Below are 25,333 nucleotides of genomic sequence, written 5' to 3' on the forward strand. Positions count from 1 at the left end.
ATCATTTATCCCTCAAGACGCGCAGCTGCAGCAACGACACCACCAGCAGGATGGAAAACAAGACAACCGTCTGTGCCGCCGCATAACCCATCTGGTAGGATGAAAAGGCCGTCTGGAAGATCATCAGCACCAGGGGCTTCGTCGAACCCAGCGGACCACCGGGATCATTGGTGGTCATGTTGTAGACCTGGTCAAAAATCCGCAGGAAGCCGATGGAGGAAAAAACCACCAGAAAGACGGTCGTTGGTTTGAGCAACGGCAAGGTAATGCGGCGCAGGATGGCCCACTCGCCGAGGCCATCGATGCGGGCGGCTTCATAGTAGGTACCGGGAATGGCGCGCAGACCAGCCATGAAGATAATGATCTGGAAGCCAAGACCAGCCCAAATCGAGGTCACCATAATGGATGGCAGTGCCTGACTGACCGATCGGATGAACGGCTGCTGGGGCAAGCCGAAAAGCCCGAGGACATCGTTGATGACACCGATCGGCGCCGGCTGATAAAACCATCGCCATACCCAGGCCATGGCGGCTGCCGTGGTCAGAAACGGCAGGAAGTACAACGCCCGGATGAAGGCGTGCATGAACCGCACGCGATCGAGATAGTAAGCTATGGTGAATGCAAGGAGCAGGCTGATCGGTGTGCCGATCAACAGATAGGTGAAGGTATTGCGGAAGACTTTCCAGAACTGCGGATCGGTGAACAACCGCTCGTAATTGCCCAGACCGATGAACACCGGCGGCCGCATCAGATCCCAATCCGTCAGCGACAGCCAGAAGGCTTGCAGGGTCGGATAGAAACGGATGACGCTGTAGAACAGGATGGGCAGGGCGAGAAACGACCAAACCCAGATCAGCCGCTTGGTTTTCATGGACAGCCGGTCCCACACGGGCCCGGTGGGGCGGCTTGCGACCGCCCCTTCCGTATTGACAGGTGTGGAGACCATTGGACGGCGCCCTTACTTCTTGGCAGAATCGATGATTGCCTGTTCGGCGGTTGCCGCCTGGGCAATCGAGGCTTCCGGCGACTGTCCTTCCAGAAGAACACGGTTGGTCATGTCCATGGCCGTCTGGCGCTGCGCGGCCTCGTCGACGAATTGCGTGGTATGCGCATATTCAAGACCCTTGAGGAACGGGCCAAAGATCGGATCGGCAAGATTGGCTTCTGTCAGGGCGGCGGAACGGCGTGCGGGCAATTCGCCCACCGTCTTCAGCCAGATGTCCATGGCTTCCGGTGACGAGATATAGGCCAGGAACTTCTTCGACGCTTCCAGTTTTTCCCCGCTGACGCGTGCGCCAATACCGTTAGCGAAATAGCTCGCATAGTTGGACCGCACGCCTTCCGCATTGGCTGGCAATTCGGTGACACCCCATTCGAAGGTGTTGATCGTCTTGAAGGAGCCGAGACGGAAAGTCCCGTCGATGGTCATGGCCGCCATACCTGCGCGAAACGCCGCCTGGCCTTCGTCCATGAAGCCGACCTGGCCGATCTTCTTCTCCGTCTGCAGGCTGGTGTAGAACTTCAGGGCCTTGATGCCGGCGTCACTGTTGTATGTGACCTTGGTATTGTCGGCCGAATAGGGTTCGCCGCCATATTGCCGGATGAGAATTTCACGCCACCACTGGTGATCCTGCCCTGCCATATCAAGCGTGGTGCCGGCGACGACAAGGTTTCCGGCTGCATCGCGCTTGGTTGTCGCAACGCCCGCTGCAACAAAATCGTCCAGCGTCTTCGGCGGATTTTCAATGCCCGCTTCTTTCAGCAATTTCTTGTTGTAGAACAGCGCCAGCGAGCGGACAGCCGTCGGCAGGCCATAGTAATCATTGCCCCTCTTCATGGCTGTCACGATGGGAAAGAAATCGCTTTCAATCTTGTCGTGCGGAAACGTGTCGGCCGGCAGCGGCTGCAGCAGCTTGCCCGCAACGAACTTGTCGAGCCATCCGTAAAACAGCTGCATGACATCCGGACCCTTGCCGCCCATATTGGCTGCAACGATGCGTGTCTGGTAATCGGCATAGGGGAAGGTCGTCTGCTTGACGGTGATGCCGGGATTGGCCTTCTCGAAATTGGCAATCAGCTGATCCATTGCCTTGACGCGGGTTTCGTACACATACTGCCAATATTCGATCTCGACCGCCTGCGCCGTGCTTGCGGCAAACGTGGCGAATCCCGCAAGCAGACCGGCCAATAGAATTCCTTTACGCATATAAACCTCCTGTGCCCTGCCATATCCATCATCGGATGCAGAGCTTCCTTGTTCCCCAGGCATCGGCGATGCCCATGACCTCATCCCACCGCATGGCAATGTTTCTGCTGCAGCAACCGCGAACGTTGTCGCGGCTTACTTATAAGCTTCACCGTCAGCGATGATTTGTCAATAACATACTTTACTTGAATTATTGTATTGCGTCAGAACGCCTCTTGGAGGTATCGGTAAAAGACTGGAATCGAAGGTTTGCGACATGACCCGACAGATGAGCGGTACGCATCAGATTGCCATCGGCAAAAACCCCGAGCGCAGCCGGCATCACAACCGGCGCGTTGTGCTGGATGTCGTGCGCATTCATGGCTCGCTGGGACGCATGCACATCGCCAAGCTCACCCAGCTGACCGCCCAGGCGGTGGCCAATATCGTCGATGAACTGGTAAGCGACAACCTGCTGATGGAAGTCGGACGCCTGCGGTCCGGTCGTGGCCAGCCTCCCATACAGTTCGCAGTCAATCCCGAGGGCGCCATTACCATCGGCATCGAGATCGCCGCGGATCACATGGTGATCGTTGTTTTGGACCTTGCGGGCCAAGTGCGTTCCAAGGAAATCGTTCCCGTCAAAAACACCACGCCCGAACATTTCATTCCCCGCTTTGTCGGCGAGGTGGACAAGATTCGGGGTCTCTTCAAATCGAAGCTACTTGGCATCGGCGTGGTGATGCCCGGACCGTTTGAGATCGATGGCATGACGTCCGTTGGCCCAACCACCCTTCCCGGCTGGGGAGCGATTGACACTGCAAAAGTTCTATCCGAGGCGAGCGGCGAACTGGTCATTGTTGAAAACGACGCCACCGCCGCCGTGGTAGGCGAGCGGCTGTTCGGTGCCGGCCAGGCGATTTCTGATTTTTGCATGATTTACTTCGGAGCCGGTATCGGCCTTGGCGTCATCCACGAGGGAACACCGTTTCGCGGTGCTTTCGGCAATGCCGGTGAAATCGGACATATCGTGGTCGCACCGCGCGGAAAACAATGCCCGTGCGGCCAGAGCGGCTGCCTCGAACTCTATGCCTCGCTGCATGCCCTGAAGGAAAAGCTGCGCGAGGCAGGCATCGCCGCCAGCGAATTTTCCGACCTTGAAGCCCTTCATACCGCCAACCATCCCGTTCTGAGAGCGTGGATTGGCGAGGCCGCGGACTATTTGAGCCCGATGGTTTCGATGCTGGAAAATATTCTTGATCCGGAAACCGTGATGCTGGGCGGAGCCATGCCGGATGCAATCATCGATGACATCATTTCCGCCATGCATCATTTGCCGGTGTCTGTGGCGAGCCGCCGTGCGCGCTCCCTCCCGCGCGTCCAGCGCGGCCAGACGGGTCAATTGACCGCCGCACTTGGCGCGGCCGCGCTGCCGCTCTTCGAAGTCGTGACCCCCAAACTCGATACATCGCCAACAGACATAGCCCACAACACGTTATAAGCGGCAGGAGGATACCGTGCTGACGTCCCATGAGCGGATCGAACGACAAAAGTCCCGGCCGGCCCTCGTCCGGCTGCACCATGCACTGTCCCGATTGACATCGACCGTGACTGTCATGAACACTGGCGCTCATCCCGATGACGAGCAGAACGGTCTCTTGGCCATGTTCCGCTTCGGCCTGGGAATGCGGGTTGTGATCGCCTGCTCGACCCGTGGCGAAGGCGGGCAGAATGCGCTCGGGCCTGAGCGGCTGGGCGCGCTCGGCGTGCTGCGATCGCGTGAATTGGAGGAGGCGGCCCGGCAGCTCGATGCGGATGTCCATTGGCTCGGACACGGGCCGGAAGACCCGGTGCATGATTTCGGTTTTTCCAAGGACGGCGACGCGACATTTGCGCGATGGGACGAGAAGCGCATCGTCGAGCGCCTGGTGCGCGCCTATCGGCAGGAGCGCCCGGATATCGTCATTCCAACATTTCTGGATGTTCCCGGACAGCATGGTCATCACCGCGCCATGACCCGCGCTGCCGAAGCGGCCATTGCCCTCGCAGCGGATGCCGAGGTCTATCCCGAACATTTTGCCGAGGGCCTGACGCCGTGGCGCGTGGCAAAGTACTACCTTCCCGCCTGGCCGGGCGGCGGCGACACCTATGATGACGAGATTCCCCCGCCGGATGCAACGATTGCCATCGACGCCTCGGGTACCGAAGCGGCAACAGGAGCCGCTTACGATCATATCGGCGAATGGTCACGCGCCTATCATGCCTCCCAAGGCATGGGGGTCTGGCGCGATACGCCGCGATCGGCGTGGCCGCTGCATCTGCTGTATGGTCCGAGGGGAAGTCGATCCGAACGTTCCATTCTCGAAGACATTCCGGCGACATTTGCAGAGCTTGCCAACACCGCAGATCATTCCGTGAGCCAAGCGCTCGCATCGGTCCACGACGCCCTCAATGCAGCCATCCAGGCCTTTCCAGACCGCGACCGCATCACCACGCTTCTCTTGGATGCTGCCGGCCATATCGACAGTATCGAAATGCTGGCCTCGCCGGACTTCATGACACGGCACGGACATCGGCTGGATCGCAAACGCCGGGAAATTGACGCGGCATTGCTTGAAACGGCCGGGATAGACGTGCGGGCGGTTACAGAACCGCAGCACCTGTCACCCGAAAGCACCGGCCGCATTACGGTGCATATGGGCAATCCGTCCATTCCGCTCCCCGGCGATATATCGATCGTGCTGCCATCCGGCGTAGCTGTTACGCGATCGCAGGACGCCGCAAGGTCCCGGTCCTTCGACATCGAAGCGTCTGCAGCGGCAGCGCTGACAAATCCATATGGACGCGCATGGTCCAGCCTCGGTGGAAACGGCGTGGCTTTCGCCAATGTTACCGCCAGAATTGGCAACCGGCAGGTTCGAGGCACGTTCGATCTTGAAGAGCCATTGAGCATCGTGCCCAGGCATTCCCTGACACTCATGCCCGAGGCCATCATCGCCAAACGCGGTGATACGATGCGCAGCTGGCAGATCGGGGTCGACGGGACGGATCCCGCGGTTGCTTTGCGCTTTGACGCGCCGCCCGGCTGGACAATCAAGCCGCAGGACGGCAAATGGCTGCTGTCTGCTCCGGAGACGCTGCCCGCCGGGATCATCCAGATCACGCCGGAGATATCCGGGCACCCGGCCATGCGCACCACATCCATTTCCTACCCGCACACCGGACGCTCGGTATTCATCGCCCCTGAACGGCTACGGGTGTTGACGCTGGACTTGAAGCTGCCGGAAGGCGCCAAGATCGGTTACGTCGGCGGCGGAGCCGACAAGGTTGCCCTGTGGCTTCAGCGCATGGGACTGGATATCACGGAACTCGACACGGAGACCCTTGGCGGCGACCTCTCGTACTTTACCACCATAGTCGTCGGCATTTTCACATTCGGCCTGCGGAAAGACCTGAGTGCAGCGACAGCGCGCCTGCACAGCTTCGTTGAAAACGGCGGTCATCTCGTCACGCTGTACCATCGTCCCAGTGACGGTTGGATTTCCAGCGTCACGCCGCCGCGCTATCTGAAAATCGGATCACCGTCACTGCGCTGGCGCGTGATCGATCCCCATGCCCCGGTAACGATATTGTCACCCCGACACCCCCTGCTGACAGGCCCCAATATCATTGGGCCAGCCGATTGGGACGGATGGGACAAGGAACGCGGGCTTTATTTCGCGTCGGATTTTGACGATGCCTATGAGCCGCTGTTGTCCATGCATGATGCCAACGAACAGCCGCTGAACGGCGGGCTGATATCGGCTCGCGTCGGCAAGGGCAGGCACACCCACACCGGCCTTGTCCTGCATCATCAGCTCGACAAGCTGGTGCCCGGCGCTTTCAGACTGATGGCCAATCTCGTGCCGCCGGCCCGACGAACATGAGCATAGGGATGAGCCGCTGCGGCCCGTCATCCGAAGACCTGTTCCTGTCATCCCTACTTCTCGACAGCTGCGACAAAATCCGCGCGGAAGGCCGCAAGATCAGCAACGCTGACATCCGACACCGCCCAGAATGTCAGGCCGCCGCTGGACCATTCGGCAAAATTATAGCCCTCGCGTGTCCTGCTTGCCGCCGCAATGGGAGATGCCGGCCATACGAACACATTCATGACGTGACCGTGCCGGCGGTACACCAGAACCGCCACCACCCTGCCTTTGATATAGTCCACGCGGCCGCCCACGAGGGGAAAGCCCTGTGCTGAGAGGTCGATGACCGGCGGAGAATAATCGATCTTGCCGTTGAACCAGGGTTTGACCGTATGTTGATCGGATGTCTGCACATCGGTCAGGTGGTCGACGAGCAGGGATCGCACGTGGCTGGCAAGAATCTCATCCTGGAGTACAGCGGTCTGGGGCGGCACCGACAATACGAGAAAAATACCTGCAGCCAATGCCGCGAATGACGGAACAAAACTCCAGCGCCTGATGAAATCCGCGGCTGTCCGCCACGTGGCGAGGCGATATGCCGATGCGGGGGAGCTTGATGGCGCTCCGTCGATCTCATGGGAAAGAGCTGTCACGATCCGCTCGCGAACACGCTCGGGCATCTGCCACCGGACACCGCCCTGACCAATGATGTTTTTCAGTTCTGTGAACTTCTCCAGCTCCGCCGTACAATTTGCACAGGTGGCAAGGTGCTCTTCAAATTGCAGCGCGTGCATTGAATCGAGCTCGCCATCGATGAAGCCGTGCAGCATGACAGCCCAGTCGGAGCATTTTTCCGGTTTGGTCTCGCTCATGATGCTGCCGCCTCGTTGCTGGCTTCACCGTGCCAAGCCTTGGCGAATTCCTGCCGGGCACGGGCGAGCCGTGACATGACCGTCCCAATGGGCAGTTCTGTGATGTCGGCAATCTGCCGATACGAAAGCTGTTCGAGTTCGCGCAACACCAATATTTCACGCAACGCATCGGGGAGCGAATATATGACCATACGGACATGCTCGGATTCCGTCTTGCGGATCAAAGCGGCCTCGGGCGTATCCTCTTCGGTGGCGATGTTCTCGGCGATAGAGGGTGACGCCCCGTCATTGTTGTCCGTCAGAGGCATTTCAACGCGAGACTTGCGGCGATTTTCCTGCAGCCAGACATGGTAGCAATTTCTGACAATGGCAAAGACCCAGGATCGCGCGTCACCGCCGCGATACCCGTCAAAGCTGCGATAGGCGCGCAGGAATGCATCCTGAACAATGTCCTGCGCGGCGTCCCCGTCACGGCTCAGAAAGCGGGCAAAATTGTAAGCGGCGTCCAAATGCGGAATGATCAGCCGGTTAAATCGCGCTGCAGTATCGGCCGCAGGGCGCGCCCTTTCCGAGGCGACGCCATGACCCGCCAGCCCTGCCATATGCACAATGAGGCCCGGCAATCCCCCGCTTTGTCCGCCGGGGGTGCACCGCGACAGCACATTTGCCAGAAATGCGCGCATACCCACAAGCCGCAACCGCCAGGCAAGCGCCGCACGGGTGGAATTTGGAACAAGCATGGATATGGTCGCCAGGTGCATTTGTGTCATGGTGTTCCCAAGCGGCACGGTCGCCGCGCTTGAATCCTCTCCGAAATTCCACAAGCCGTTTGTTACCTAGATCGAACGGAACGTCAGAATATTCCCGAAACCCGCAAATTGTTTCGCCGCTGGCGCAGAATGCTCATCTTACACCGTTTTACGGTGCCTTGCGCAGTTCCCGGCCGTCAGAATTACCGCAGTATTTTCAATGCCTTGCATAAAAACCTGCGGCCAATGCGAATAAACCCCTGCTGATCTCAATCTATTTCATCAGCGGAGGCACTGATCGAACCATGTTCTCCGTTTGGCTAGAGCTTTCCATTGAAGGAGAATTCCAATGTTCGACATTACACGTCGCGCCGTTCTCGGATCCGCGGCCGCTGCGGCGGCCTTCGGGCTTTCCAGGCAACTCGAATTTATCCCGCCGACATGGGCTGAAACGCCAATCGAACCGTCCGTAGGCTTTTACAAATACAAGGTCGGATCGGTCGAGATCACGGCCGTCTATGACGGCATCTGGCGCAAACCCCATGACCCGGCATTCATCAAAAATGCTTCTGTCGACGAGACCAAGCAGGCCTTGGCAAAGGCGGGCCTGACCACTGAATTCATGCCCATTCCGCTGACTGTCGTCGTACTGAAAATCGGCGACCGGCTGGTGATGATGGATGCGGGCTCCGGCGTTGGCCAATGGCAGGCGAATGCCACCCATCTGCCGGCAAACATGCAGGCGGCCGGAATAGATCATACAAAGATCGACACCGTCATCATCTCGCACTTCCACCCCGATCATGTGTGGGGGCTGATGGAAAAGGAGACGAATGCCCCGGTATTTCCGAATGCCGAACTGGTCGTGAACGAGACCGAATACAATTGGTGGACCGAACCGGGACGCGTTGACAAGCTGGCAGAGGGCCGCAAACCGGCCGGCAAGCGTATTGCCCAGGTTTTCCCGACATGGAAGAACTGGCATCTGGTCAAGGACGGCGCGGAAATCGCCCCCAGCATACACCTGATTGCGGCGCCTGGTCATACACCCGGACACTCCGCATTCCTTGTCACCTCCGGCAATGAGCAATTGCTTGTCTCGGCCGACACGATGTACGTGCCTGCCCTGCTCGCGCCCCACCCGGAATGGCAGGGCAGCTACGATCAGGATGGCCCGACCGCCATTACCACCCGCCGCAAGCTCATCGATCGTGTGATCGCCGACAAGATACAGATCTGCGGTTCACATTTTCCATTCCCCGGCTCGGGCACCTTCGTCAAGGACGGCAACGCCTATGGCTTCACGGCCACCGTCCAAGCTTAGAAACACAAAGGAGATAGGATCATGATCAAGACTGCATTCATCGGCTTTGTAAGCCTTGTCACTGCTGCAACCCTTATGCCCGGCACCGTTGTCGCCCCGGCCTACGCCGTCGATAATATGGAGACGGCAGGCGCTCCGGATCTGACATCAGCGCGCGCAAAGATCGCAGCAAAGAACTATACCGGCGCTTTGGAGGAGCTGCGCGGGCTGGCCGAAGACAGCCCACAGGCCGACGTCTACAACCTTCTCGGCTACACACTGCGCAAGACAGGTGATTTCGAGACATCCCTGACCTATTATACCAAAGCCTTGGAACTCCAGCCTGATCACAAGGCCGCCCGTGAATATTTGGGCGAGCTCTATGTCGAGACCGGCAAAATGGACAAGGCAAACGAGCAGGTGGCATCGCTGACACGGCTCTGTCCGAATGGCTGTGAAGAGCTTGAAGACCTGCAAAAATTCATTGCCTCAAACGGCACCAAATAACGCTAAGGCAGGCGGCCCACTGCCGCCTGCCCTTTTCGCCAGCCCAAAGGGAGAAAACGTCGTGAACATGATGGCAAAAGGCACGCATCTCGCCGATGTTTTGATGCTGTTCAGCCGGCTGTTGCTGGCCTGGATATTTCTGCACGAGGGTTTTACGCTGGCTGCAAACCTGGATGGGACAATTGCAGTCATGGCAAAACTTGGTGTGAACGCACCGCTTGCCCTGGCGACCATCGCCCTTCAGATCTGTGCTGGCATTTCCATTGCTTTTGGCTGTTACGCCCGCCTTGGCGCTTTGGCGCTGGGGATATTCTGCCTGCTGACCGCGGTACTGTTCCACACCGATTTCGCCAACCAGAACGAGCTGCTGCATTTCGAAAAGGATCTCGCCATTGCGGGCGGCATGTTTGCCCTGGTCGTTGGAGGCGCCGGGAATCTGTCGCTTGACAACTTGATGCGGACGCACCCGATAAAGCTCTGACGGTGTCTTGGATCGGTCATCGAGTTCAGTGCGCCGTGACGCGCCTGCCGGCAAAGATCGAGCGCGCCGCAACCATGGCAAACCAGCGGGGTAACGCTGCTGGGCGACGCCATTTTACCCTTACTCAAGCCAGCTCATATTTCCCATCGGGTACGACGACGAGTTTACCGACAAATGCCTTCGCCATGAAATCACTCTGCGCGCGGTGAAATTCGGAGAGCGGGTAGACACCACCGACAAGCGGTTTGATCTTGCCTTCCTCGATATAGCGGACAATGCGGCGGAAATCGCCGCGTGTGCCCTGGGACGATCCGTGTAGTTGCAGCTGTTTCAGATACATGGTCCGAAGGTCGAGTTGTACCACAGGTCCGCCGATGGCACCGGCCGTCGTATAGCGGCCTTCCGGCCGCAGGATGCGCAGAAGATCATTGAACAGGGGGCCACCGACAAGATCGGCAACCACATCGATGGGCTTGCCGTTGAGAACACGCTCCACGGCAGTGACAAGATCACCGTCACCGCGGGTAATCACTGCCTCGGCGCCGATATCAAGCAGCGCCTGCTCCTTGCCGGCGCCAACCACCGCATAGGGAATGGCACCGCGCGCCCGCGCCAATTGAACGATGCCCGAGCCAACACCGCCCGAAGCACCCGTGACAAGAACCCGTTCACCGGATTTCAATCCGGCTCGCTCAAGCATCTGTTCACCGGTCAGATAAGCACAACAGAAGGTCGCCAGTTCGATATCACTCAGATCGGTGTTGACCACATGGGCATTTTCACCGGGCACCGCGACATATTCCGCGTAGCCGCCATCGCGGCCATGACCGATATAATCAATGTCGGCAAGACTGTCGTCTTCACGGTTATAGATGGAAAAATCCACCATGACGCGCTCGCCGATACGACTATAGGCAACACCTGCGCCTACAGCCACGACGTGGCCGACAATATCCTTGCCCTGGATGCGCGGAAAGGTGAGCGTCGGGTCCTGCCGCCGCCAGCTGGAAACCGCGCTCGCATCATTCTCCGTACCATAAGCGCCCTGGCGCACCCACACATCCGTGTTGTTCATGCCGCAGGCGGAGATTTCGATCAGAACCTCGCCTGCCGCCGGTTGCGCCACCGGCACATCGGTCCGGTACACCAGCTTGTCGAGATCGCCGTGCCCGGTCAGCAACACGGCTGACATTGTTCGGGAAACCGTATCCATCATCCCGGACCTCAGAGCGCCTTTGCAACGGCATCGACAGCCGCAACGGCCGCGTTGACGACAATATCCGCCTCGTCCCGCGTGAGACACAATGGAGGCGCAAATCCGAGGATATCGCCCTGCGGCATGGCCCGCCCGATCACACCGCGTTCCGCCAGTGCTGCCGCAACTTGCGGGCCGACCTTTTGCGACGCGTCAAAGAACACCCTGTCGTCCCGGTCTTTGACGAATTCAACCGCAGCCAGCATGCCGTCACCACGCACCTCGCCGACGATGGGATGATGTCCCAGTGCTTCGGTAAGTGCGTTGCGGAAATAGGCGCCGGTCTCTCCTGCATTGGTCACGAGATCCAGCGTGTCGATCAGTTCCAGATTGGCAACGCCGGCAGCGGCACAGATCGGATGAGCCGAATAGGTCCATCCATGACCGAGTGATCCGAGTTTGTCCGAGCCCTGCACCAGAACCTGCCAGACCTTGTCTCCGACGATGACGCCGGAGAGCGGCGCATAGGCCGAGGTCAGGCCCTTGGCAATCGTGATCAGATCAGGCTTGATGCCATAATGATCGGAACCGAACATGGTGCCCAGACGACCAAAACCCGTTACAACCTCATCGGCGACCAGAAGCACATCATATGTGTTGAGAACGGCCTGTATTTTCTCCCAGTACCCGGCAGGCGGCGGCACGATGCCTCCGGTGCCAAGGATCGGTTCGCCGATGAATGCCGCCACGGTCTCGGGCCCTTCCGCAAGGATCATTTCCTCCAGTTTGTCGGCGCAGTGCTGGGAGAACTGCTCTTCGCTCATCGAGCGGTCTTCCCGGCGGAAATAATACGGCGCTTCCGTATGCAGGATCGGTGCCCGGGGCAGGTCGAAGGCATTGTGGAAGAGGTCGAGACCCGTCAGGCTTCCCGTCATGACGCCTGAGCCATGATAGCCGCGCCAGCGGGAAATGATCTTCTTCTTGTCCGGCCGTCCAAGCACATTGTTGTAGTACCAGATCAGCTTGATGTTGGTTTCGTTGGCATCGGACCCGGAAAGACCGAAATAAACCCGGCTCATCCCTTCCGGCGCCCGGTCGATGATCATCTTGGCCAGCTTGATCGAGACTTCGGTGCCATGGCCGACATAGGCATGATAATAGGCAAGCTCTTTGGCCTGCTGCGCAATCGCGTCGGCTATTTCCTGCCGCCCGTATCCGACATTGACGCAGTAGAGCCCAGCAAAGGCATCAAGGCTTTTCCTGCCGTTCACATCAAAAATATGCACGCCTTCGCCGCCTTTTATCACCCGCGTCGGGCTTTCGCCGCGGGCATGGGTGCCCATATGGGTGGAGGGATGGAAAAAGTGATCGCGGTCCCAGGCGTTCAGCTCGTTCGAACGGTCCAACATGTCTATTGCTCCTGATTTTTTGCCTCAGCTTGCTTCGAGGCAGAGATATTTGAGTTCGGTGAAGGCTTCGATGCCGTGGCGCGATCCTTCCCGTCCGAGACCGGATTGCTTCACGCCGCCAAAGGGGATGGGTGCACCGGTGATTTTCACCCGGTTGATCGCAACCATGCCATATTCGAGCGCCCGGCCCAGACGCAGCATGCGCTGGCCGTCGCGGGTAACCACATAGGCCACAAGACCATATTCCGTATCATTGGCACGGCGGATGACCTCATCCTCGTCATCAAACACGGTCACAGCGGCCACCGGTCCGAATGTTTCCTCGCGCATGATCAGCGCGGTGTCGGGAACATTGGTCAGCAGCGTCGGCTGAAAAAACAGAGGGCCGGCTGCGTGACGCTTGCCGCCGGCAAGACACTCTGCACCGCGACCGAGCGCGTCCTGCACCTGTTCTTCGACCTTCTGCACGGCCTTTTCGTGCATCAACGGGCCGATTTCCGCACCTTGCGTCAGACCGGATGCCACTTTCAACGCCGCAATTTTCCGGGCAAACGCAGCAGCAAAAACGTCATGCACCGACCGCTCCACATAAATGCGATTGGCCGCCAGACAGTCCTGGCCAGAAGTGGCAAACTTTGCACCGATCGCAATTTCCACGGCGCGATCAATATCGCTATCGGCAAAGATAATCAGGGGCGCGTGTCCACCCAGTTCCATGACGAGATTCTTCATTGTCGGTGCGCACTGCGCTGCAATCAGACGTCCGACCTCGGTCGAGCCCGTGAAACTCAAGGCCCGCACACGCGGATCGGCACAAAGCGCCTCGACGATAGGTGCTGCCTTGCCGGTGATGATATTGAAAACACCGGCTGGCACCCCGGCCCGCTCTGCCAGTTCCGCCAGGGCAAGGGCTGACAACGGCGTCTCGGATGAGGGATGCGCGACAACGGTGCAACCGGCCGCAAGAGCAGCAGCTGCCTTGCGGGTCAGCATGGCAGACGGGAAATTCCACGGGGTGACGATGCCGACAACGCCAATCGCTTCACGGCTGACCATCATCTGCGCACCGGGCAGGTGGCTGGTCACGCCTTCCGCGTTCAGCCGCTTCCCCTCCTCCGCGTAGAACTCGATGAAGGATGCGGCGTATTCGATCTCTCCGCACGACTCATCCAGCGGCTTGCCTTGCTCGAGCGTCATGATCAGCGCGAGATCTTCCTTTGCCGCCAGAACGAGATCGTACCATTTGCGTAAAACGGCAGCACGCTGTTGCGGCAGCAACGAGCGCCATGAACGGAACGCGCGTGACGCCGCATCGATGGCAAGAGACGTTTCCTGCGGACCGAGAGCGGCGACCCATGCCACCGGCATTCCCGATGCCGGGTCACGCACCTCGAATGTCTGCCCACCTTTGGCTGAGCTCCAATGGCCATCAATATAGCCAAGATCGCGCAACATCCTGCGGTCCTGCAGGCGGTCAAGTCCATCATGGCGTTCGGGTCTTGCGAAATGGGCAGACATCGGGCTCTCCCTGAGAATATCCAGCGATGCTCGCCCATCCCGTCTGGAGAGAGTAACTGTAATGCGCCGCCCGCAGAGAGAGATTGTCTGATTGAGCCACCTGATTTGGAGAGATGGACCGGAGTGTCAGCCTTCCGGCTGGATCAGGTCATGCACAGGCAAAGCCGTTTCCTCTTTCACCGTCTTGGTGATGATGTAGGAAAAATACCGGTCGATACCGAGCTCCCGCTGCAACAGATCATCAATCAGCCGCTGATAGGCATCGATGTCCCGGGCGACAATTTTCAGAATGTAATCGACGCCGCCGCCAACCGACCAGCACGAGGTCACCTCAGGCAAAAGCTTGATCGCCCGCTCAAACCGCTCGAAATCCGCCTGCCTGTGCGATGCAAGAGTGACTTCCACCAGAATGCTGGCAACCGGCGCAACCAGCCGGAGAGCCAGGCGCGCATGGTAGCCTGTGATAATCCCCGCCTTTTCCAGCCGGCGAAGCCTTGTCCAGCACGGCGTCGGAGAGATACCAGCACGTTCGGCAAGGGCGAGTTTGGTGATCCGTCCGTCCCTTTGGATGGCGTCGAGAATACGGATGTCGATTGCGTCAAGCCTTGGTGCGCCCATCACTGTTCCAGTTCAAAGAGTGGATTGATCATGGCCTTGTGTTTTTCTCATTGTCAATTGACCTGATTTCAATCAATCTAAAATCATGACATTATGGCGACCCGATATCAGTTCACTCACCCGCCCCGCCTATCTCTCCCTGGCGGACCAGATTGCGCGCGCCGTCGGTGACGGCACGCTGGAAGCAGGCGCCCGCCTGCCGACCCACCGGAAGATGGCAGAGGATCTGCACCTGTCCGTGCAGACGGTCAGCCGCGCCTATGAGGAACTCATTCGCCGCGGCATGCTTTCTGGCGAAACCGGGCGCGGCAGTTTCGTCAAGGCGCAGCGGCGCGAAATCGATCAACCCTATCTGCCGGAACGGCTCGGCGAAGTGATTGATCTTTCAATTCTCAAGCCTGTCTGCGAGAAAATGCATCATGAGCGTTTGAAGAAGGCGCTGGGTTGGCTGTCCGAAACCCTGCCGGCAAGTTCGGCCCTGTCGTTCCGCCCGAACGTGGTTTTCCCACGCCACCGCACCACTGCAGTCAAATGGCTGCGCGCGTGCGGCCTTGATGTCCCTGCCTCGAATATCAGCATTACCAACGGCGCGACCGCTGCGATGACAGTCGCGATCATGAGCGTTGCGCCTGTCGGTTCAATGATTGCGACCGAGGCCACCGGGCACCATACCCTTGTGCCACTCGCCTCCTATCTGGGCCTCACGCTCAAAGGCATCGCCATTGACGATCAGGGTATCATCCCCGAGGCGTTGGACGCCGCGTGCAAGGAATCCAGCATTCGCGCGCTATTTGTACAGCCGGCAGCGATCAATCCGTATGCCACGGTGATGGGATCGGTCCGCCGCGCCCAGATTGTCGAGGTTGCACGCAAGCGCGATATTGCCATCGTCGAAAGCGACATACTCGGCCCCCTGGTCGAGGATCGCCCGCCGCCGATTGCCGCACTGGCTCCAGAGCGGACCCTCTATTTCACCAGCTTTACCAAGACTGTCGTACCCGGTTTGCGCATCGGCTATCTCGCGGCACCCGACCGTTACGTCGCCGCCGTCGCCAACCGCCACCTCGTTTCCAACTGGATGGCAACCCCGATGGTCGCGGAGATCGCCACACGCTGGGTTGAGGACGGCACGGCCATGGAGCTGGTCGAATGGCAGCGCGAAGCTCTGCGGCGCAGACATGAAATTGCATCCCAGGTGCTTTCGGGCACATTTTTTCGCTCGCATCCGCAAAGCCTGCACATCTGGCTGCCACTGACTGACGGGCGAACGGAAGAGACCTTCGTCGCTCAGGCGCGCCTGCAGAATGTGGCCATTGCACCCGGTGCATCATTCCGCATTTCGCAGGAAGACTGGACACCGGCCGTGCGCATATCCCTCGGCTCCACCACGGAAGAGGAATTGCTGCGCGGCCTCACGGTCGTCGGAAGTCTGCTGCAGGGTGATCCCGAACACCTGCTGCTCGCCATTTAGTCAAAGCGCGCAATTTCATGGCAATAAAACTTATATTGTCATGATTTAATTTTTATAATTGACATGATTTGATAAGTCTCTCATCGTTTAGGCATAGCCGGTCTCAACCAGAGGGAGAGACGCATGCCGCCAATCAACGACACAAGAACAGCAACCACGGCTCAGCCGCCGATCATCGAGATCGACGGCATCAGCAAGAGCTTCGGCGCGTTCAAGGTTCTTGATCAGTTGTCATTCAATGTCGCGCCGGGTGAGAAGCTGGCACTTATAGGACCGTCCGGTTCCGGCAAGACCACGATCCTGCGTATTCTCATGACACTGGAAGGCATCGACAGCGGCGATATTCGCGTTGCAGGCGAAAATCTCTACCGGATGCAGAAGAATGGCGGCCTACAACCGGCTGACGAGAACCATCTGCACAAAATGCGCGCCCAGATTGGCATGGTGTTCCAGCTCTTCAATCTGTTCCCCCACAAATGCGTTCTCGATAACGTGACGCTGGCACCCATGCTGACGAAAAACACGCCGCGCAGGCAGGCCGAAGAGCAGGCCATGCAATTGCTTGAGATGGTCGGGCTTGCCGACAAGGCCAAATCCATGCCTTCGCAGCTGTCGGGCGGGCAGAAACAGCGTGTTGCCATTGCCCGTGCCCTGGCGCTGCAACCCAAGATCATGCTTTTTGACGAAGTGACATCAGCACTGGATCCTGAACTGGTCGAGGAAGTGCTCAACGTCCTGTGGCGTCTGTCCGAGGAAACGGACATGACCATGCTGCTCGTCACCCACGAAATGGGGTTTGCCCACGAATTTGCCGATCGGGTCCTGTTCTTTGACCGGGGCAAGATCATCGAGGATGGCAAACCCGACGAAATTTTCCGCCATCCCAAACAGGAACGCACGCAGGCATTCCTGAAAAAGATCATCGCCGCCGGTCACAGGGTTTGACCGGGGCGGCACCTGCACACCTTAAAACAAAGAAAACTGAGGAGTTGGGAACATGTTGAACTTGAAAACAATGAGTGCGTCGATCGGAGCGATTGCACTGTCCGCCATGGCGCTTTCCATGCCTGCAAAAGCGGATGAAGCGCTCGACAAACTGAAAGCGCAGGGCTTTGCCCGCATTGCCATTGCCAATGAACCACCTTTCACCGCGGTCAAGCCGGATGGCACGGTGTCCGGCGCGGGCCCTGATGTCGCCCGGGCCGTCTTCAAGAAGCTCGGCGTCGCCGACGTGGTCGCCTCCATTTCCGAGTATGGAGCCATGATCCCGGGCCTTCAGGCAGGACGTCATGATGTGGTGACAGCCGGCTTGTTCATGAAACCGGAGCGCTGCAAGGCCGTTGCCTATTCCGAGCCGATCCTGTGCGATGCCGAAGCTTTTCTGGTCAAGAAGGGTAACCCCAAGGGCTTCAAGAGCTACAAGGATATCGCCGTGGATGCGAAAGCGACGATCGGCGCGCCCGGTGGCGGCACGGAAGAGCGGCTGGCGCTGGAAGCCGGTGTGCCGCGTGACCGCGTGATCGTTGTCCCCGATGGCCAGAGCGGCATCAAGATGCTGCAGGACGGGCGTATCGATGTGTATTCCCTGCCGGTTCTTTCGATCAACGATCTGGTCAAGAAGGCCAATGATCCGAATGTCGAAGTCTTCGCTCCCGTCGTCAACGCACCGGTCTATTGCGATGGTGCTGCCTTCCGCAAAGACCAGACCACCCTGCGTGACGAGTTCGACAAGGTCCTCGCCGAGATGAAGACATCAGGTGAATTTGCAAGGATTGTCGAACCCTACGGCTTCTCCGCCAAGGCTGCCATGTCAACCACGCGCGACAAGCTTTGCGCCGGCTGACACACACCCTGTCACGATCACTCCGGTGTTGAAACCGGAGTGATCACCCGCAATTTCCGTCACGAATGAGAGCATGACCGATGGGCCAATGGGCCGGATACTTACAGCTGATTCTGGAAGGGGCGCTGGTTACGATCAAGCTGACCCTGATGGGGTCGGTGCTTGCGCTGATCATGGCCTTTGTCGCCGGGCTCGGCCGGATATCGCGCTTCCGGGCTGTGCGCGCATTGGCCACCACCTATATCGAATTCTTTCGCGGCACATCCATCTTTGTCCAGCTTTTCTGGGCCTATTTCGTGCTGCCGCTGCTCGGCTTCTCGCTCACACCGCTGCAGGCAGGTGTTCTGGCGCTGGGTCTCAACGTGGGAGCCTACGGCGCCGAAGTCGTACGCGGCGCGATCAAGTCCATCGGCCGGGAACAGTATGAGGCGTGCATTGCGCTGAACTTCAGCCGCTGGCAGAGCTTGCGCCATATCATTCTGCCGCAGGCCTTCGTGCTGATGCTGCCAACTTTTGGCAACAATGCGATTGAGCTTTTGAAGGCCTCCGCCGTGGTGTCACTGATTTCACTTTCGGACATGACGTTCCAGGCGCAGGTCGTGCGCGCGCAGACAGGCAGCACATTGATGCCATTCCTGACCATTCTCGTTCTCTACTTCCTTATGTCGTCGGTCATCTCCGCCTCGATCCGCGGATTGGAGCGTTATCTGACCCGCGGCCTTGACGGCGTGAGGTCCTGAGATGGAGTGGGATTGGGCCTTTGTTGTCGAAATTCTTCCGACCATGATCGAGGGCGTGAAGATCACCATTCTGGCAACCCTTCTGGGATCGGTGCTTGCTGCCATTATCGGCCTTGGCTTGGCCATCCTGCGCCGCTCGAAGAATGTCTTTGTCTCGAAACCGGTTGGCTTTCTTGCCGACTTCATTCGCGGCACGCCGTTGCTCGTGCAGCTGTACTTCATCTTCTACGTGCTGCCCGACGCGGGCATTACCCTTTCACCGCTGGTCGCCGGCGTCATCGGTCTTGGCCTGCATTACGGCACCTATACGGCCGAGGTCTATCGCGGTGGCATTGACAACGTGGCGCGCGGCCAGTGGGAAGCTGCCCGCGCCTGCAATCTCTCGGCGTTCCAGACCTGGACCCGGATCATTCTGCCGCAAGCCCTGCCGCCGATGATCCCCGCACTCGCCAACTACTTCATCGCCATGTTCAAGGAAACGCCGTTGCTTTCCGCCATCACCGTGCTTGAGCTGATGAACCAGGCGCGCAGCATCGCCAATTACAACTATCGCTACATTGAGCCGATCACGCTGGTAGGCGCATTCTTCCTGGTGATCAGTCTTGTGTCCGTCATTGCCCTGCGCTGGCTCGAACGCCGCTATGGGCAGATCGAGGAGAGATAATATGGGTATTCCGATCAAGGTCACCCAGACGATGACGCCGCTTGGCTTCGATGACCGCCCCATTGCCAGGCGCATCGGTCTCGTGATCCTGGCCACGGATCACACGACGGAACCGGACTTTCAGCGCATGGTCGCCAGCGACACGATCGGGCTCTATACGGCGCGCATCCCCTATGCCAATCCGACGACACCGGAGAATCTGCGTCGCATGCAGCCCGGACTGACGGTTGGGGCCGGATTGATCCTGCCCGACGAGGATCTCGACGCGATTTGCTATTCCTGCACCTCCGCATCGGTGGTTATCGGCGACGATGCGGTCGAGGCCGCGATCAAGGCCGCCAAGCCGGGCGTGCCGGTCATTACTCCGCCGCTCGCCGCCGTTCAGGGTCTCAATGCCTTCGGCGCCCGCCGGATCAGTGTGCTTACGCCGTATACCGTCGAGACAAGTACCCCGATGCTGGCTTATTTCCAGGCCAAGGGTTTCGATATTGCCCGCTTCACCTGTTTCGGCCTTGAAGACGACCGGGAAATGGCACGCATCAAGCCCGCATCGCTCGTAGCAGCAGCAACTGAAGCCACGGCTCCGGATTGCGATGCCCTGTTCATATCCTGCACCGCATTGCGCGCCGCCATCGCCGCCCCGCAGATCGAAGCAGTGATCGGCAAACCCGTTGTCACAAGTAATCTCGCCACGGCATGGGCAACATTGCGTCTGTGCGGCGAAAATCAACCACGACCGGAACTGGGACAGTTGATGACCCGTCCCATGGCTGCCTGGTAAATCAGCATGACCCGAACATTCGTCACCCTGACCGAGATCAAGGCAGCCCGCGCCGTGATTGCACCGCACATCCTGCGCACCCCCGCGGTTCCCTCGGCAAGCCTGACCGAACGAATGGGACTGCCCGTCCATCTCAAACTGGAACACCGGCAAATCACCGGAGCATTCAAGCTGCGGGGCGCCCTTAACGCCTTGAACGGCCTGTCACCGGATGAAAGACAGCGCGGTGTTGTCACCGCGTCAACCGGCAATCACGGCCGCGCCCTCGCCTATGCTTCAGGGCTGCAAAGCATTCGCTCCGTTATCTGCATGTCGAACCTTGTGCCTGGCAACAAGGTGGATGAGATCCGCAAGCTCGGCGCGGAAATCCGGATTGTCGGCACGTCGCAGGATGAGGCCCAGGAGGAAGTCGAGAAGATCGTCGCAAGGGACGGTCTCGTCATGGTTCCGCCGTTTGACGACCCGGCTATCGTTGCCGGTCAGGGAACGATTGGACTGGAGATCGTCGAGGACGTGCCGGACGTGGAAACCGTTCTCGTCCCGCTTTCCGGCGGCGGGCTCATCGCCGGGATTGCTGCGGCAATCAAAGGCTTGAAGCCAAAAACCAGGATCATCGGCATTTCCATGCAGAACGGCGCGGCAATGGCCGCCAGCCTGAAAGCCGGTCACCCCGTCAACGTTGTGGAACGGCAAAGCCTGGCGGATTCCCTCGGCGGCGGCATCGGCCTCAACAATAGCGTGACCTTCGGGATGGTGCGCGCGCTCGTCGATGAGGTCGTGCTGCTCTCTGAAGAAGAAATAGCGGCGGGCATCGTCCACGCCTACGCGCAGGAGCGGGAAATCATCGAAGGCGCGGCGGCCGTCGGTATCGGAGCGCTTCTTGCGGGCAAGATCCGGTTGCAGGGACCGGTGATCGCCCTGCTGTCCGGCCGCAATATCGACATGGACCAGCACCGCCGCATTGTCGCCGGATATCACACAGGGGAGGCCGTGCCATGTCCCGCATGACCATTCTCACCGAAGCCGAACTGCGCCGCATCGTTTCTCTCGATCTGGATGCGGTTGCATGCGTCGAAGCTGCCTTTGAAGCCCTTGCTACGAAGGCCGTTGCCATGCCGCCGATCCTGCGGCTCGACATCCCCGAACATCGCGGCGAAGTGGATGTCAAAACCGCCTATGTGCCCGGTATCGATGCCTTTGCGATCAAGATCAGCCCCGGCTTTTTCAACAATCCCCAGATCGGCCTTCCCAGCGTCAACGGCATGATGGTGCTGTTCTCCAGCAAGACGGGACTGGTCGAAGCCTTGCTGCTCGACAACGGCTATCTGACGGATGTCCGCACAGCGGCCGCCGGAGCAGTGGCAGCGAAATATCTCGCCCGCAAGGACGCAAGCATTGCAACGATCTTCGGTGCGGGTGTGCAGGCACAACTGCAGCTCAAGGCACTGGCACTGGTTCGTCCTATTGGCGAAGCGCGCCTGTGGGCGCGTGATCCGCAAAAAGCCGAAGCGACCGCAGCCAATATACGGGCAGAGCTTGGCATCCGGATCTTTGTTGAAAGCGATCCGTCGAAAGCCGTCGCAGGGAGCCATATCATCGTCACGACAACGCCATCCGAGAAGCCATTGCTTCGGGCGGAGTGGCTGGAACCCGGTCAGCATGTGACCGCAATGGGGTCCGATGCCGAGCACAAGAACGAAATTGATCCGGCCGTTATCCGGTTTGCCGATCTCTATGTGGCCGACAGCCTGAAACAGACGCGGCGGCTGGGCGAACTCCATCACGCCATAGCCGCAGGCCTTATTCCCGAGAACCAGGCCTTTCCGGAACTCGGTGCCATCATTGCCGGCACCAGCGCCGGCCGGCAATCGGACCATGCGATCACCATTGCCGATCTGACCGGTACCGGCGTCCAAGACACAGCCATTGCCACGCTTGCCCGTGACCGTGCCCAAAGGGCCGGTGCCGGTACGGCGTTTGAAAGTTGATATTCGAAAGTGAGGAAACCAGAATGACCGAGCCCAATCTGAAGTTCAGCCGCGACGAGTTTGCGCATAGGCTGGCAAAAACCCGCAAGTCCATGGAGAAAAAGGGCATCGACGTACTGATCTGCAGCGATCCCTCCAACATGGCATGGCTGACGGGTTATGATGGCTGGTCGTTTTACGTGCATCAGGCAGTGATCGTTCCACCGGAAGGCGAACCTATCTGGTACGGCCGCGGGCAGGATGCGAACGGCGCGAAGCGTACCGCCTATCTCGAGCACGACAATATCGTCGGCTATCCCGATCACTACGTTCAATCCATTGAACGTCACCCGATGGATTTTCTGTCAAAACTTCTGGACGAGCGCGGATGGAGCAAGAAGACCATCGGCGTCGAGATGGACAATTACTGGTTCACGGCAGCAGCCTTCGCCTCGTTGCAAAAACATTTGCCCAATGCCCGGTTTGTCGATGGAACCGCACTCGTCAACTGGCAGCGCGCCGTGAAAAGCAAGACAGAGCTCGACTATATGCGCAAGGCCGCACGCATTGTCGAACTCATGCACCAGCGGATCGTCGACAAAATCGAAGTCGGCATGCGCAAATGCGATCTCGTTGCCGAAATCTACGATGCCGGCATTCGCGGCACCAATGCATTCGGCGGCGACTATCCGGCCATCGTGCCGCTGCTTCCATCCGGAGCGGACGCATCTGCCCCCCACCTGACCTGGGATGACCAGCCCATGAAGAGCGGCGAAGGCACGTTCTTCGAAATCGCCGGTTGCTTCAACCGCTACCACGTACCGCTGTCCCGTACGGTTTTCCTGGGCAAACCAACCCAGGCATTTCTGGATGCGGAAAAGGCGACGCTTGAGGGGATGGAAGCAGGGCTTGCCGCCGCCAAACCGGGCAATACCTGCGAAGACATTGCCAATGCCTTTTTCGGCGTGCTCAGGAAATACGGCATCGTCAAGGACAACCGCACGGGTTACCCCATCGGGATTTCCTATCCGCCGGATTGGGGCGAGCGCACCATGAGCCTGCGCCCCGGGGACAAAACCGTGCTGGAACCGGGCATGACATTCCATTTCATGACCGGTCTCTGGCTTGAAACCATGGGTCTCGAGATCACCGAAAGCATCCTGATCACGGAAACCGGCGTCGAATGTCTTGCCAACGTGCCCCGGCAGCTTTTTGTGAAGAATTGACACCCATGACATCAGCTAATCTTCTAGCCCCATCCCCCATCACGCCGACCGTCGATTTTGACAGGGACGGCGTGCAGCATGGCTTCCTGCGCCTGCCTTACAGCAGGGATGATTCCGCTTGGGGGTCGGTCATGATTCCCATTGCGGTCATCCGCAATGGCAAGGGTCCGACAGCGCTTTTGACGGGCGGGAACCACGGCGACGAATACGAAGGACCAATCGCTCTCTCGGATCTGGCGCGCACGCTCGACCCGAAAGAGGTCAACGGCACTGTGATCATCGTCCCCGCCATGAACTATCCGGCCTTCCGCGCCGGGACACGCACTTCGCCCATTGACAAGGGCAACATGAACCGCAGTTTCCCGGGGCGGCCCGACGGGACCGTCACGCAGAAGATCGCCGACTATTTCACGCGGGAGCTGTTGCCCCGCGCCGATGTGGTTCTGGATTTTCATTCGGGCGGCAAGACACTCGATTTCCTGCCGTTCGCCGCCGCTCACGTCCTGCTTGACAAGGCCCAGGAAGCGCGTGGTTTCGATGCGGTCAAGGCGTTCTCGGCGCCCTGGTCCATGCGGATGCTGGAGATCGATGCGGTCGGCATGTACGACACCACGGTTGAAGAACTGGGCAAGACCTTCGTTACAACCGAACTTGGCGGGGGCGGCACCGCCAGCGCCGAAACAATCCGCATTGCCAAGCGCGGCGTCAGCAATTTTCTCCGGCATACCGGTATTTTGAGCGGTGATGTCGAGCTGCATGAAACACGGTGGATCGACATGCCCTCGGCAGACTGTTTCTCGTTCGCCGAAGATGCCGGCATGATCGAAACGATGGCCGATCTTGGCGATCCGGTCACCGCGGGCCAGGTCATCGCCCGTATCTATCCCATCGGCCGAACCGGAGCAGCGCCAGCGGAGATCAAGGCCCAACTTTCAGGGATTCTTGCCGCCCGGCATTTTCCCGGATTGGTCAATGCCGGGGACTGTGCCGCAGTGATTGCAGTCATCGAATAGGTGACTTGCCACCGTGGTACATCCTGCGGTGGTTCCTGTGCGCTGCAACGTCACTTTGCCTGCGGCAGCTGTTCGGCACACATTATCGCTGCTCTATGCGTTTGAGCACGGATTCAAGAGCCAGCGTCAGAGCCTGTGTGCCGCCGTTCTCGGCAAACTCCGTCAAGACCTGCTCATTCAGACCGCCCTTTGTCGAAAAATCGGACGCCATCGCCTCGAACGATCGCGCCTCCGCTGCACCCGTTGCGTGGGACAGGCCCCCAAACAGCTGCCTTAAATAGGTGCTCGCTTGGTCATAGGACATTCCTTCCGCTTCAAGCCAGCGGGCGCTTGTTTCCAACAGGCCGAAATATGTGCCCATCAACGCACTCGCTGCGCCAAAAAGATCGTACTGCTTGAGATCTTTTGCCTGAACTGCGGTTCCCAACGAAGAAAACAGATCAGCTATCTGGTCATGAGGCGGATATATGGCTGTGGCGCCCTGTAGATCAGCCACGAAAGGAAGAGGAATTGCCCGGGTAATCGTGACGGGCGCGTCAATCCACCTGGCAAGCGCTTCGATTTGGATAGCGGCAATAAAGCTCACCACATGTTGATCGTCGCGAAATCTGAGTTCCCCGATTACTTCCTCGGCAATTTGCGGTCTTACCGCAAGAAACACGATGTCGGTGCTGTCAACCACATCCTGATTGTCTTTTCCTACGCGCACGATCGGAAACATCTCGTCAAGTCGGGCAGCGACGCTTGAACTGCGAGGCGAGACAACAAGGGTTTCGACATCGGATCTTGATTTCATTAGGCCAGTCACGACCGCCTCAGTTATCGCGCCGGATCCGATGAATCCCAGTCTCATGAGCTTCCCTCTCATTCGCATTGCGTT

24 protein-coding genes are annotated in these 25,333 nt (G+C 58.9%); 15 read left to right on the forward strand and 9 right to left on the reverse strand.

The window, feature by feature from the left end; all coding sequences use genetic code 11:
* Nucleotide 1: 1 nt before the first annotated feature.
* Nucleotides 2-946, reverse strand: a complete 945-nt coding sequence (locus RDL77_RS17575) for a carbohydrate ABC transporter permease (protein WP_223615318.1) — start codon at nucleotides 944-946, stop codon at nucleotides 2-4.
* A 12-nt stretch (nucleotides 947-958) separates the two neighbouring features.
* On the reverse strand, nucleotides 959-2,206 hold the full coding sequence (locus tag RDL77_RS17580; RefSeq protein ID WP_288193971.1) for an extracellular solute-binding protein: 1,248 nt from the start codon (nucleotides 2,204-2,206) through the stop codon (nucleotides 959-961).
* 256 nt (nucleotides 2,207-2,462) lie between these two features.
* Here RDL77_RS17580 and RDL77_RS17585 point away from each other — a divergent pair, with 256 nt between their 5' ends.
* Nucleotides 2,463-3,686: an ROK family protein gene (locus tag RDL77_RS17585; RefSeq protein WP_288193972.1), complete on the forward strand. Its 1,224-nt coding sequence runs from the start codon at nucleotides 2,463-2,465 to the stop codon at nucleotides 3,684-3,686.
* A gap of 16 nt (nucleotides 3,687-3,702) precedes the next feature.
* Nucleotides 3,703-6,111, forward strand: coding sequence for a PIG-L family deacetylase (locus RDL77_RS17590; RefSeq protein ID WP_288193974.1), 2,409 nt, complete (start codon nucleotides 3,703-3,705; stop codon nucleotides 6,109-6,111).
* 53 nt (nucleotides 6,112-6,164) lie between these two features.
* On the opposite strand, the gene RDL77_RS17595 is transcribed toward RDL77_RS17590, so the two are convergent.
* Entirely contained in the window at nucleotides 6,165-6,968 is an 804-nt protein-coding gene (locus RDL77_RS17595; RefSeq protein ID WP_288193976.1) for an anti-sigma factor, read from the reverse strand.
* Nucleotides 6,965-7,570, reverse strand: a complete 606-nt coding sequence (locus tag RDL77_RS17600; protein ID WP_374042742.1) for a sigma-70 family RNA polymerase sigma factor — start codon at nucleotides 7,568-7,570, stop codon at nucleotides 6,965-6,967. The genes RDL77_RS17595 and RDL77_RS17600 overlap by 4 nt, the downstream gene beginning before the upstream one ends.
* Before the next feature lie 496 nt (nucleotides 7,571-8,066).
* Between RDL77_RS17600 and RDL77_RS17605 the strand changes: the two genes are divergently transcribed.
* From RDL77_RS17605 to RDL77_RS17615, 3 genes are all read left to right on the forward strand, one after another.
* Nucleotides 8,067-9,041 (forward strand): MBL fold metallo-hydrolase, encoded by a 975-nt coding sequence (locus RDL77_RS17605; RefSeq protein ID WP_288193979.1) that lies wholly within the window; start codon nucleotides 8,067-8,069, stop codon nucleotides 9,039-9,041.
* Between the two features lie 75 nt (nucleotides 9,042-9,116).
* Nucleotides 9,117-9,527, forward strand: a complete 411-nt coding sequence (locus RDL77_RS17610; RefSeq protein WP_374042743.1) for a tetratricopeptide repeat protein — start codon at nucleotides 9,117-9,119, stop codon at nucleotides 9,525-9,527.
* Nucleotides 9,528-9,594: 67 nt separating this feature from the next.
* Nucleotides 9,595-10,008, forward strand: a complete 414-nt coding sequence (locus RDL77_RS17615; protein ID WP_288194022.1) for a DoxX family protein — start codon at nucleotides 9,595-9,597, stop codon at nucleotides 10,006-10,008.
* 124 nt (nucleotides 10,009-10,132) lie between these two features.
* On the opposite strand, the gene RDL77_RS17620 is transcribed toward RDL77_RS17615, so the two are convergent.
* The 4 genes from RDL77_RS17620 to RDL77_RS17635 all read right to left on the reverse strand — a co-directional run bounded on the left by RDL77_RS17620 (nucleotide 10,133) and on the right by RDL77_RS17635 (nucleotide 14,748).
* Nucleotides 10,133-11,224 carry an alcohol dehydrogenase family protein gene (locus tag RDL77_RS17620; protein ID WP_288193983.1) on the reverse strand — a complete coding sequence of 364 codons (1,092 nt, stop codon included), beginning with the start codon at nucleotides 11,222-11,224 and terminating at the stop codon, nucleotides 10,133-10,135.
* A gap of 8 nt (nucleotides 11,225-11,232) precedes the next feature.
* Nucleotides 11,233-12,612, reverse strand: coding sequence for an aspartate aminotransferase family protein (locus tag RDL77_RS17625; RefSeq protein WP_288193984.1), 1,380 nt, complete (start codon nucleotides 12,610-12,612; stop codon nucleotides 11,233-11,235).
* A 24-nt stretch (nucleotides 12,613-12,636) separates the two neighbouring features.
* Nucleotides 12,637-14,130: an NAD-dependent succinate-semialdehyde dehydrogenase gene (locus tag RDL77_RS17630; RefSeq protein WP_288193985.1), complete on the reverse strand. Its 1,494-nt coding sequence runs from the start codon at nucleotides 14,128-14,130 to the stop codon at nucleotides 12,637-12,639.
* A 126-nt stretch (nucleotides 14,131-14,256) separates the two neighbouring features.
* Nucleotides 14,257-14,748 (reverse strand): Lrp/AsnC family transcriptional regulator, encoded by a 492-nt coding sequence (locus tag RDL77_RS17635; protein ID WP_288193987.1) that lies wholly within the window; start codon nucleotides 14,746-14,748, stop codon nucleotides 14,257-14,259.
* An 85-nt stretch (nucleotides 14,749-14,833) separates the two neighbouring features.
* Here RDL77_RS17635 and RDL77_RS17640 point away from each other — a divergent pair, with 85 nt between their 5' ends.
* The 10 genes from RDL77_RS17640 to doeB all read left to right on the forward strand — a co-directional run bounded on the left by RDL77_RS17640 (nucleotide 14,834) and on the right by doeB (nucleotide 24,453).
* Nucleotides 14,834-16,219, forward strand: coding sequence for a PLP-dependent aminotransferase family protein (locus RDL77_RS17640; RefSeq protein ID WP_288193989.1), 1,386 nt, complete (start codon nucleotides 14,834-14,836; stop codon nucleotides 16,217-16,219).
* 123 nt (nucleotides 16,220-16,342) lie between these two features.
* Nucleotides 16,343-17,164, forward strand: a complete 822-nt coding sequence (ehuA, locus tag RDL77_RS17645) for an ectoine/hydroxyectoine ABC transporter ATP-binding protein EhuA (protein ID WP_288193991.1) — start codon at nucleotides 16,343-16,345, stop codon at nucleotides 17,162-17,164.
* Nucleotides 17,165-17,216: 52 nt separating this feature from the next.
* Complete coding sequence (ehuB, locus tag RDL77_RS17650; RefSeq protein ID WP_374042741.1) at nucleotides 17,217-18,062, forward strand: ectoine/hydroxyectoine ABC transporter substrate-binding protein EhuB; 846 nt, start codon at nucleotides 17,217-17,219, stop codon at nucleotides 18,060-18,062.
* 80 nt (nucleotides 18,063-18,142) lie between these two features.
* On the forward strand, nucleotides 18,143-18,802 hold the full coding sequence (gene ehuC / locus RDL77_RS17655) for an ectoine/hydroxyectoine ABC transporter permease subunit EhuC (protein ID WP_288193992.1): 660 nt from the start codon (nucleotides 18,143-18,145) through the stop codon (nucleotides 18,800-18,802).
* A gap of 1 nt (nucleotide 18,803) precedes the next feature.
* Entirely contained in the window at nucleotides 18,804-19,466 is a 663-nt protein-coding gene (gene ehuD / locus RDL77_RS17660) for an ectoine/hydroxyectoine ABC transporter permease subunit EhuD (protein WP_223615333.1), read from the forward strand.
* A gap of 1 nt (nucleotide 19,467) precedes the next feature.
* On the forward strand, nucleotides 19,468-20,247 hold the full coding sequence (eutA, locus tag RDL77_RS17665; RefSeq protein WP_288193995.1) for an ectoine utilization protein EutA: 780 nt from the start codon (nucleotides 19,468-19,470) through the stop codon (nucleotides 20,245-20,247).
* A gap of 6 nt (nucleotides 20,248-20,253) precedes the next feature.
* Nucleotides 20,254-21,255 carry a hydroxyectoine utilization dehydratase EutB gene (gene eutB / locus RDL77_RS17670; RefSeq protein ID WP_288193997.1) on the forward strand — a complete coding sequence of 334 codons (1,002 nt, stop codon included), beginning with the start codon at nucleotides 20,254-20,256 and terminating at the stop codon, nucleotides 21,253-21,255.
* Complete coding sequence (eutC, locus tag RDL77_RS17675; protein ID WP_288193998.1) at nucleotides 21,243-22,235, forward strand: ectoine utilization protein EutC; 993 nt, start codon at nucleotides 21,243-21,245, stop codon at nucleotides 22,233-22,235. Before eutB ends, eutC begins: the two co-directional genes overlap by 13 nt.
* A 23-nt stretch (nucleotides 22,236-22,258) precedes the next feature.
* Nucleotides 22,259-23,440: an ectoine hydrolase DoeA gene (gene doeA / locus RDL77_RS17680; RefSeq protein WP_288193999.1), complete on the forward strand. Its 1,182-nt coding sequence runs from the start codon at nucleotides 22,259-22,261 to the stop codon at nucleotides 23,438-23,440.
* A 5-nt stretch (nucleotides 23,441-23,445) separates the two neighbouring features.
* Nucleotides 23,446-24,453: a N(2)-acetyl-L-2,4-diaminobutanoate deacetylase DoeB gene (gene doeB, locus RDL77_RS17685; RefSeq protein ID WP_288194001.1), complete on the forward strand. Its 1,008-nt coding sequence runs from the start codon at nucleotides 23,446-23,448 to the stop codon at nucleotides 24,451-24,453.
* Nucleotides 24,454-24,535: 82 nt separating this feature from the next.
* Here doeB and RDL77_RS17690 read toward each other — a convergent pair whose 3' ends face one another.
* On the reverse strand, nucleotides 24,536-25,306 hold the full coding sequence (locus RDL77_RS17690; protein ID WP_288194003.1) for a pyrroline-5-carboxylate reductase: 771 nt from the start codon (nucleotides 25,304-25,306) through the stop codon (nucleotides 24,536-24,538).
* Nucleotides 25,307-25,333: the final 27 nt, after the last annotated feature.

The organism is uncultured Phyllobacterium sp. (assembly GCF_902479695.1).
GTDB classification, from domain to species: domain Bacteria; phylum Pseudomonadota; class Alphaproteobacteria; order Rhizobiales; family Rhizobiaceae; genus Phyllobacterium; species Phyllobacterium calauticae.

Bases quoted from the DNA above. Each gene is read 5' to 3' on its own strand.
- ehuD (WP_223615333.1), top strand. From the start codon at position 18,804: ATGGAGTGGGATTGGGCCTTTGTTGTCGAAATTCTTCCGACCATGATC.
- RDL77_RS17620 (WP_288193983.1), bottom strand. From the start codon at position 11,224: ATGATGGATACGGTTTCCCGAACAATGTCAGCCGTGTTGCTGACCGGG.
- RDL77_RS17595 (WP_288193976.1), bottom strand. From the start codon at position 6,968: ATGAGCGAGACCAAACCGGAAAAATGCTCCGACTGGGCTGTCATGCTG.
- eutB (WP_288193997.1), top strand. From the start codon at position 20,254: ATGACCCGAACATTCGTCACCCTGACCGAGATCAAGGCAGCCCGCGCC.
- RDL77_RS17630 (WP_288193985.1), bottom strand. From the start codon at position 14,130: ATGTCTGCCCATTTCGCAAGACCCGAACGCCATGATGGACTTGACCGC.
- RDL77_RS17575 (WP_223615318.1), bottom strand. From the start codon at position 946: ATGGTCTCCACACCTGTCAATACGGAAGGGGCGGTCGCAAGCCGCCCC.
- ehuA (WP_288193991.1), top strand. From the start codon at position 16,343: ATGCCGCCAATCAACGACACAAGAACAGCAACCACGGCTCAGCCGCCG.
- RDL77_RS17640 (WP_288193989.1), top strand. From the start codon at position 14,834: ATGACATTATGGCGACCCGATATCAGTTCACTCACCCGCCCCGCCTAT.
- RDL77_RS17615 (WP_288194022.1), top strand. From the start codon at position 9,595: ATGATGGCAAAAGGCACGCATCTCGCCGATGTTTTGATGCTGTTCAGC.
- RDL77_RS17690 (WP_288194003.1), bottom strand. From the start codon at position 25,306: ATGAGACTGGGATTCATCGGATCCGGCGCGATAACTGAGGCGGTCGTG.
- doeA (WP_288193999.1), top strand. From the start codon at position 22,259: ATGACCGAGCCCAATCTGAAGTTCAGCCGCGACGAGTTTGCGCATAGG.
- RDL77_RS17600 (WP_374042742.1), bottom strand. From the start codon at position 7,570: ATGGCAGGGCTGGCGGGTCATGGCGTCGCCTCGGAAAGGGCGCGCCCT.
- eutC (WP_288193998.1), top strand. From the start codon at position 21,243: ATGTCCCGCATGACCATTCTCACCGAAGCCGAACTGCGCCGCATCGTT.
- RDL77_RS17580 (WP_288193971.1), bottom strand. From the start codon at position 2,206: ATGCGTAAAGGAATTCTATTGGCCGGTCTGCTTGCGGGATTCGCCACG.
- RDL77_RS17635 (WP_288193987.1), bottom strand. From the start codon at position 14,748: ATGGGCGCACCAAGGCTTGACGCAATCGACATCCGTATTCTCGACGCC.
- ehuB (WP_374042741.1), top strand. From the start codon at position 17,217: ATGTTGAACTTGAAAACAATGAGTGCGTCGATCGGAGCGATTGCACTG.
- doeB (WP_288194001.1), top strand. From the start codon at position 23,446: ATGACATCAGCTAATCTTCTAGCCCCATCCCCCATCACGCCGACCGTC.
- RDL77_RS17625 (WP_288193984.1), bottom strand. From the start codon at position 12,612: ATGTTGGACCGTTCGAACGAGCTGAACGCCTGGGACCGCGATCACTTT.
- RDL77_RS17585 (WP_288193972.1), top strand. From the start codon at position 2,463: ATGACCCGACAGATGAGCGGTACGCATCAGATTGCCATCGGCAAAAAC.
- ehuC (WP_288193992.1), top strand. From the start codon at position 18,143: ATGGGCCAATGGGCCGGATACTTACAGCTGATTCTGGAAGGGGCGCTG.
- RDL77_RS17605 (WP_288193979.1), top strand. From the start codon at position 8,067: ATGTTCGACATTACACGTCGCGCCGTTCTCGGATCCGCGGCCGCTGCG.
- RDL77_RS17610 (WP_374042743.1), top strand. From the start codon at position 9,117: ATGCCCGGCACCGTTGTCGCCCCGGCCTACGCCGTCGATAATATGGAG.
- eutA (WP_288193995.1), top strand. From the start codon at position 19,468: ATGGGTATTCCGATCAAGGTCACCCAGACGATGACGCCGCTTGGCTTC.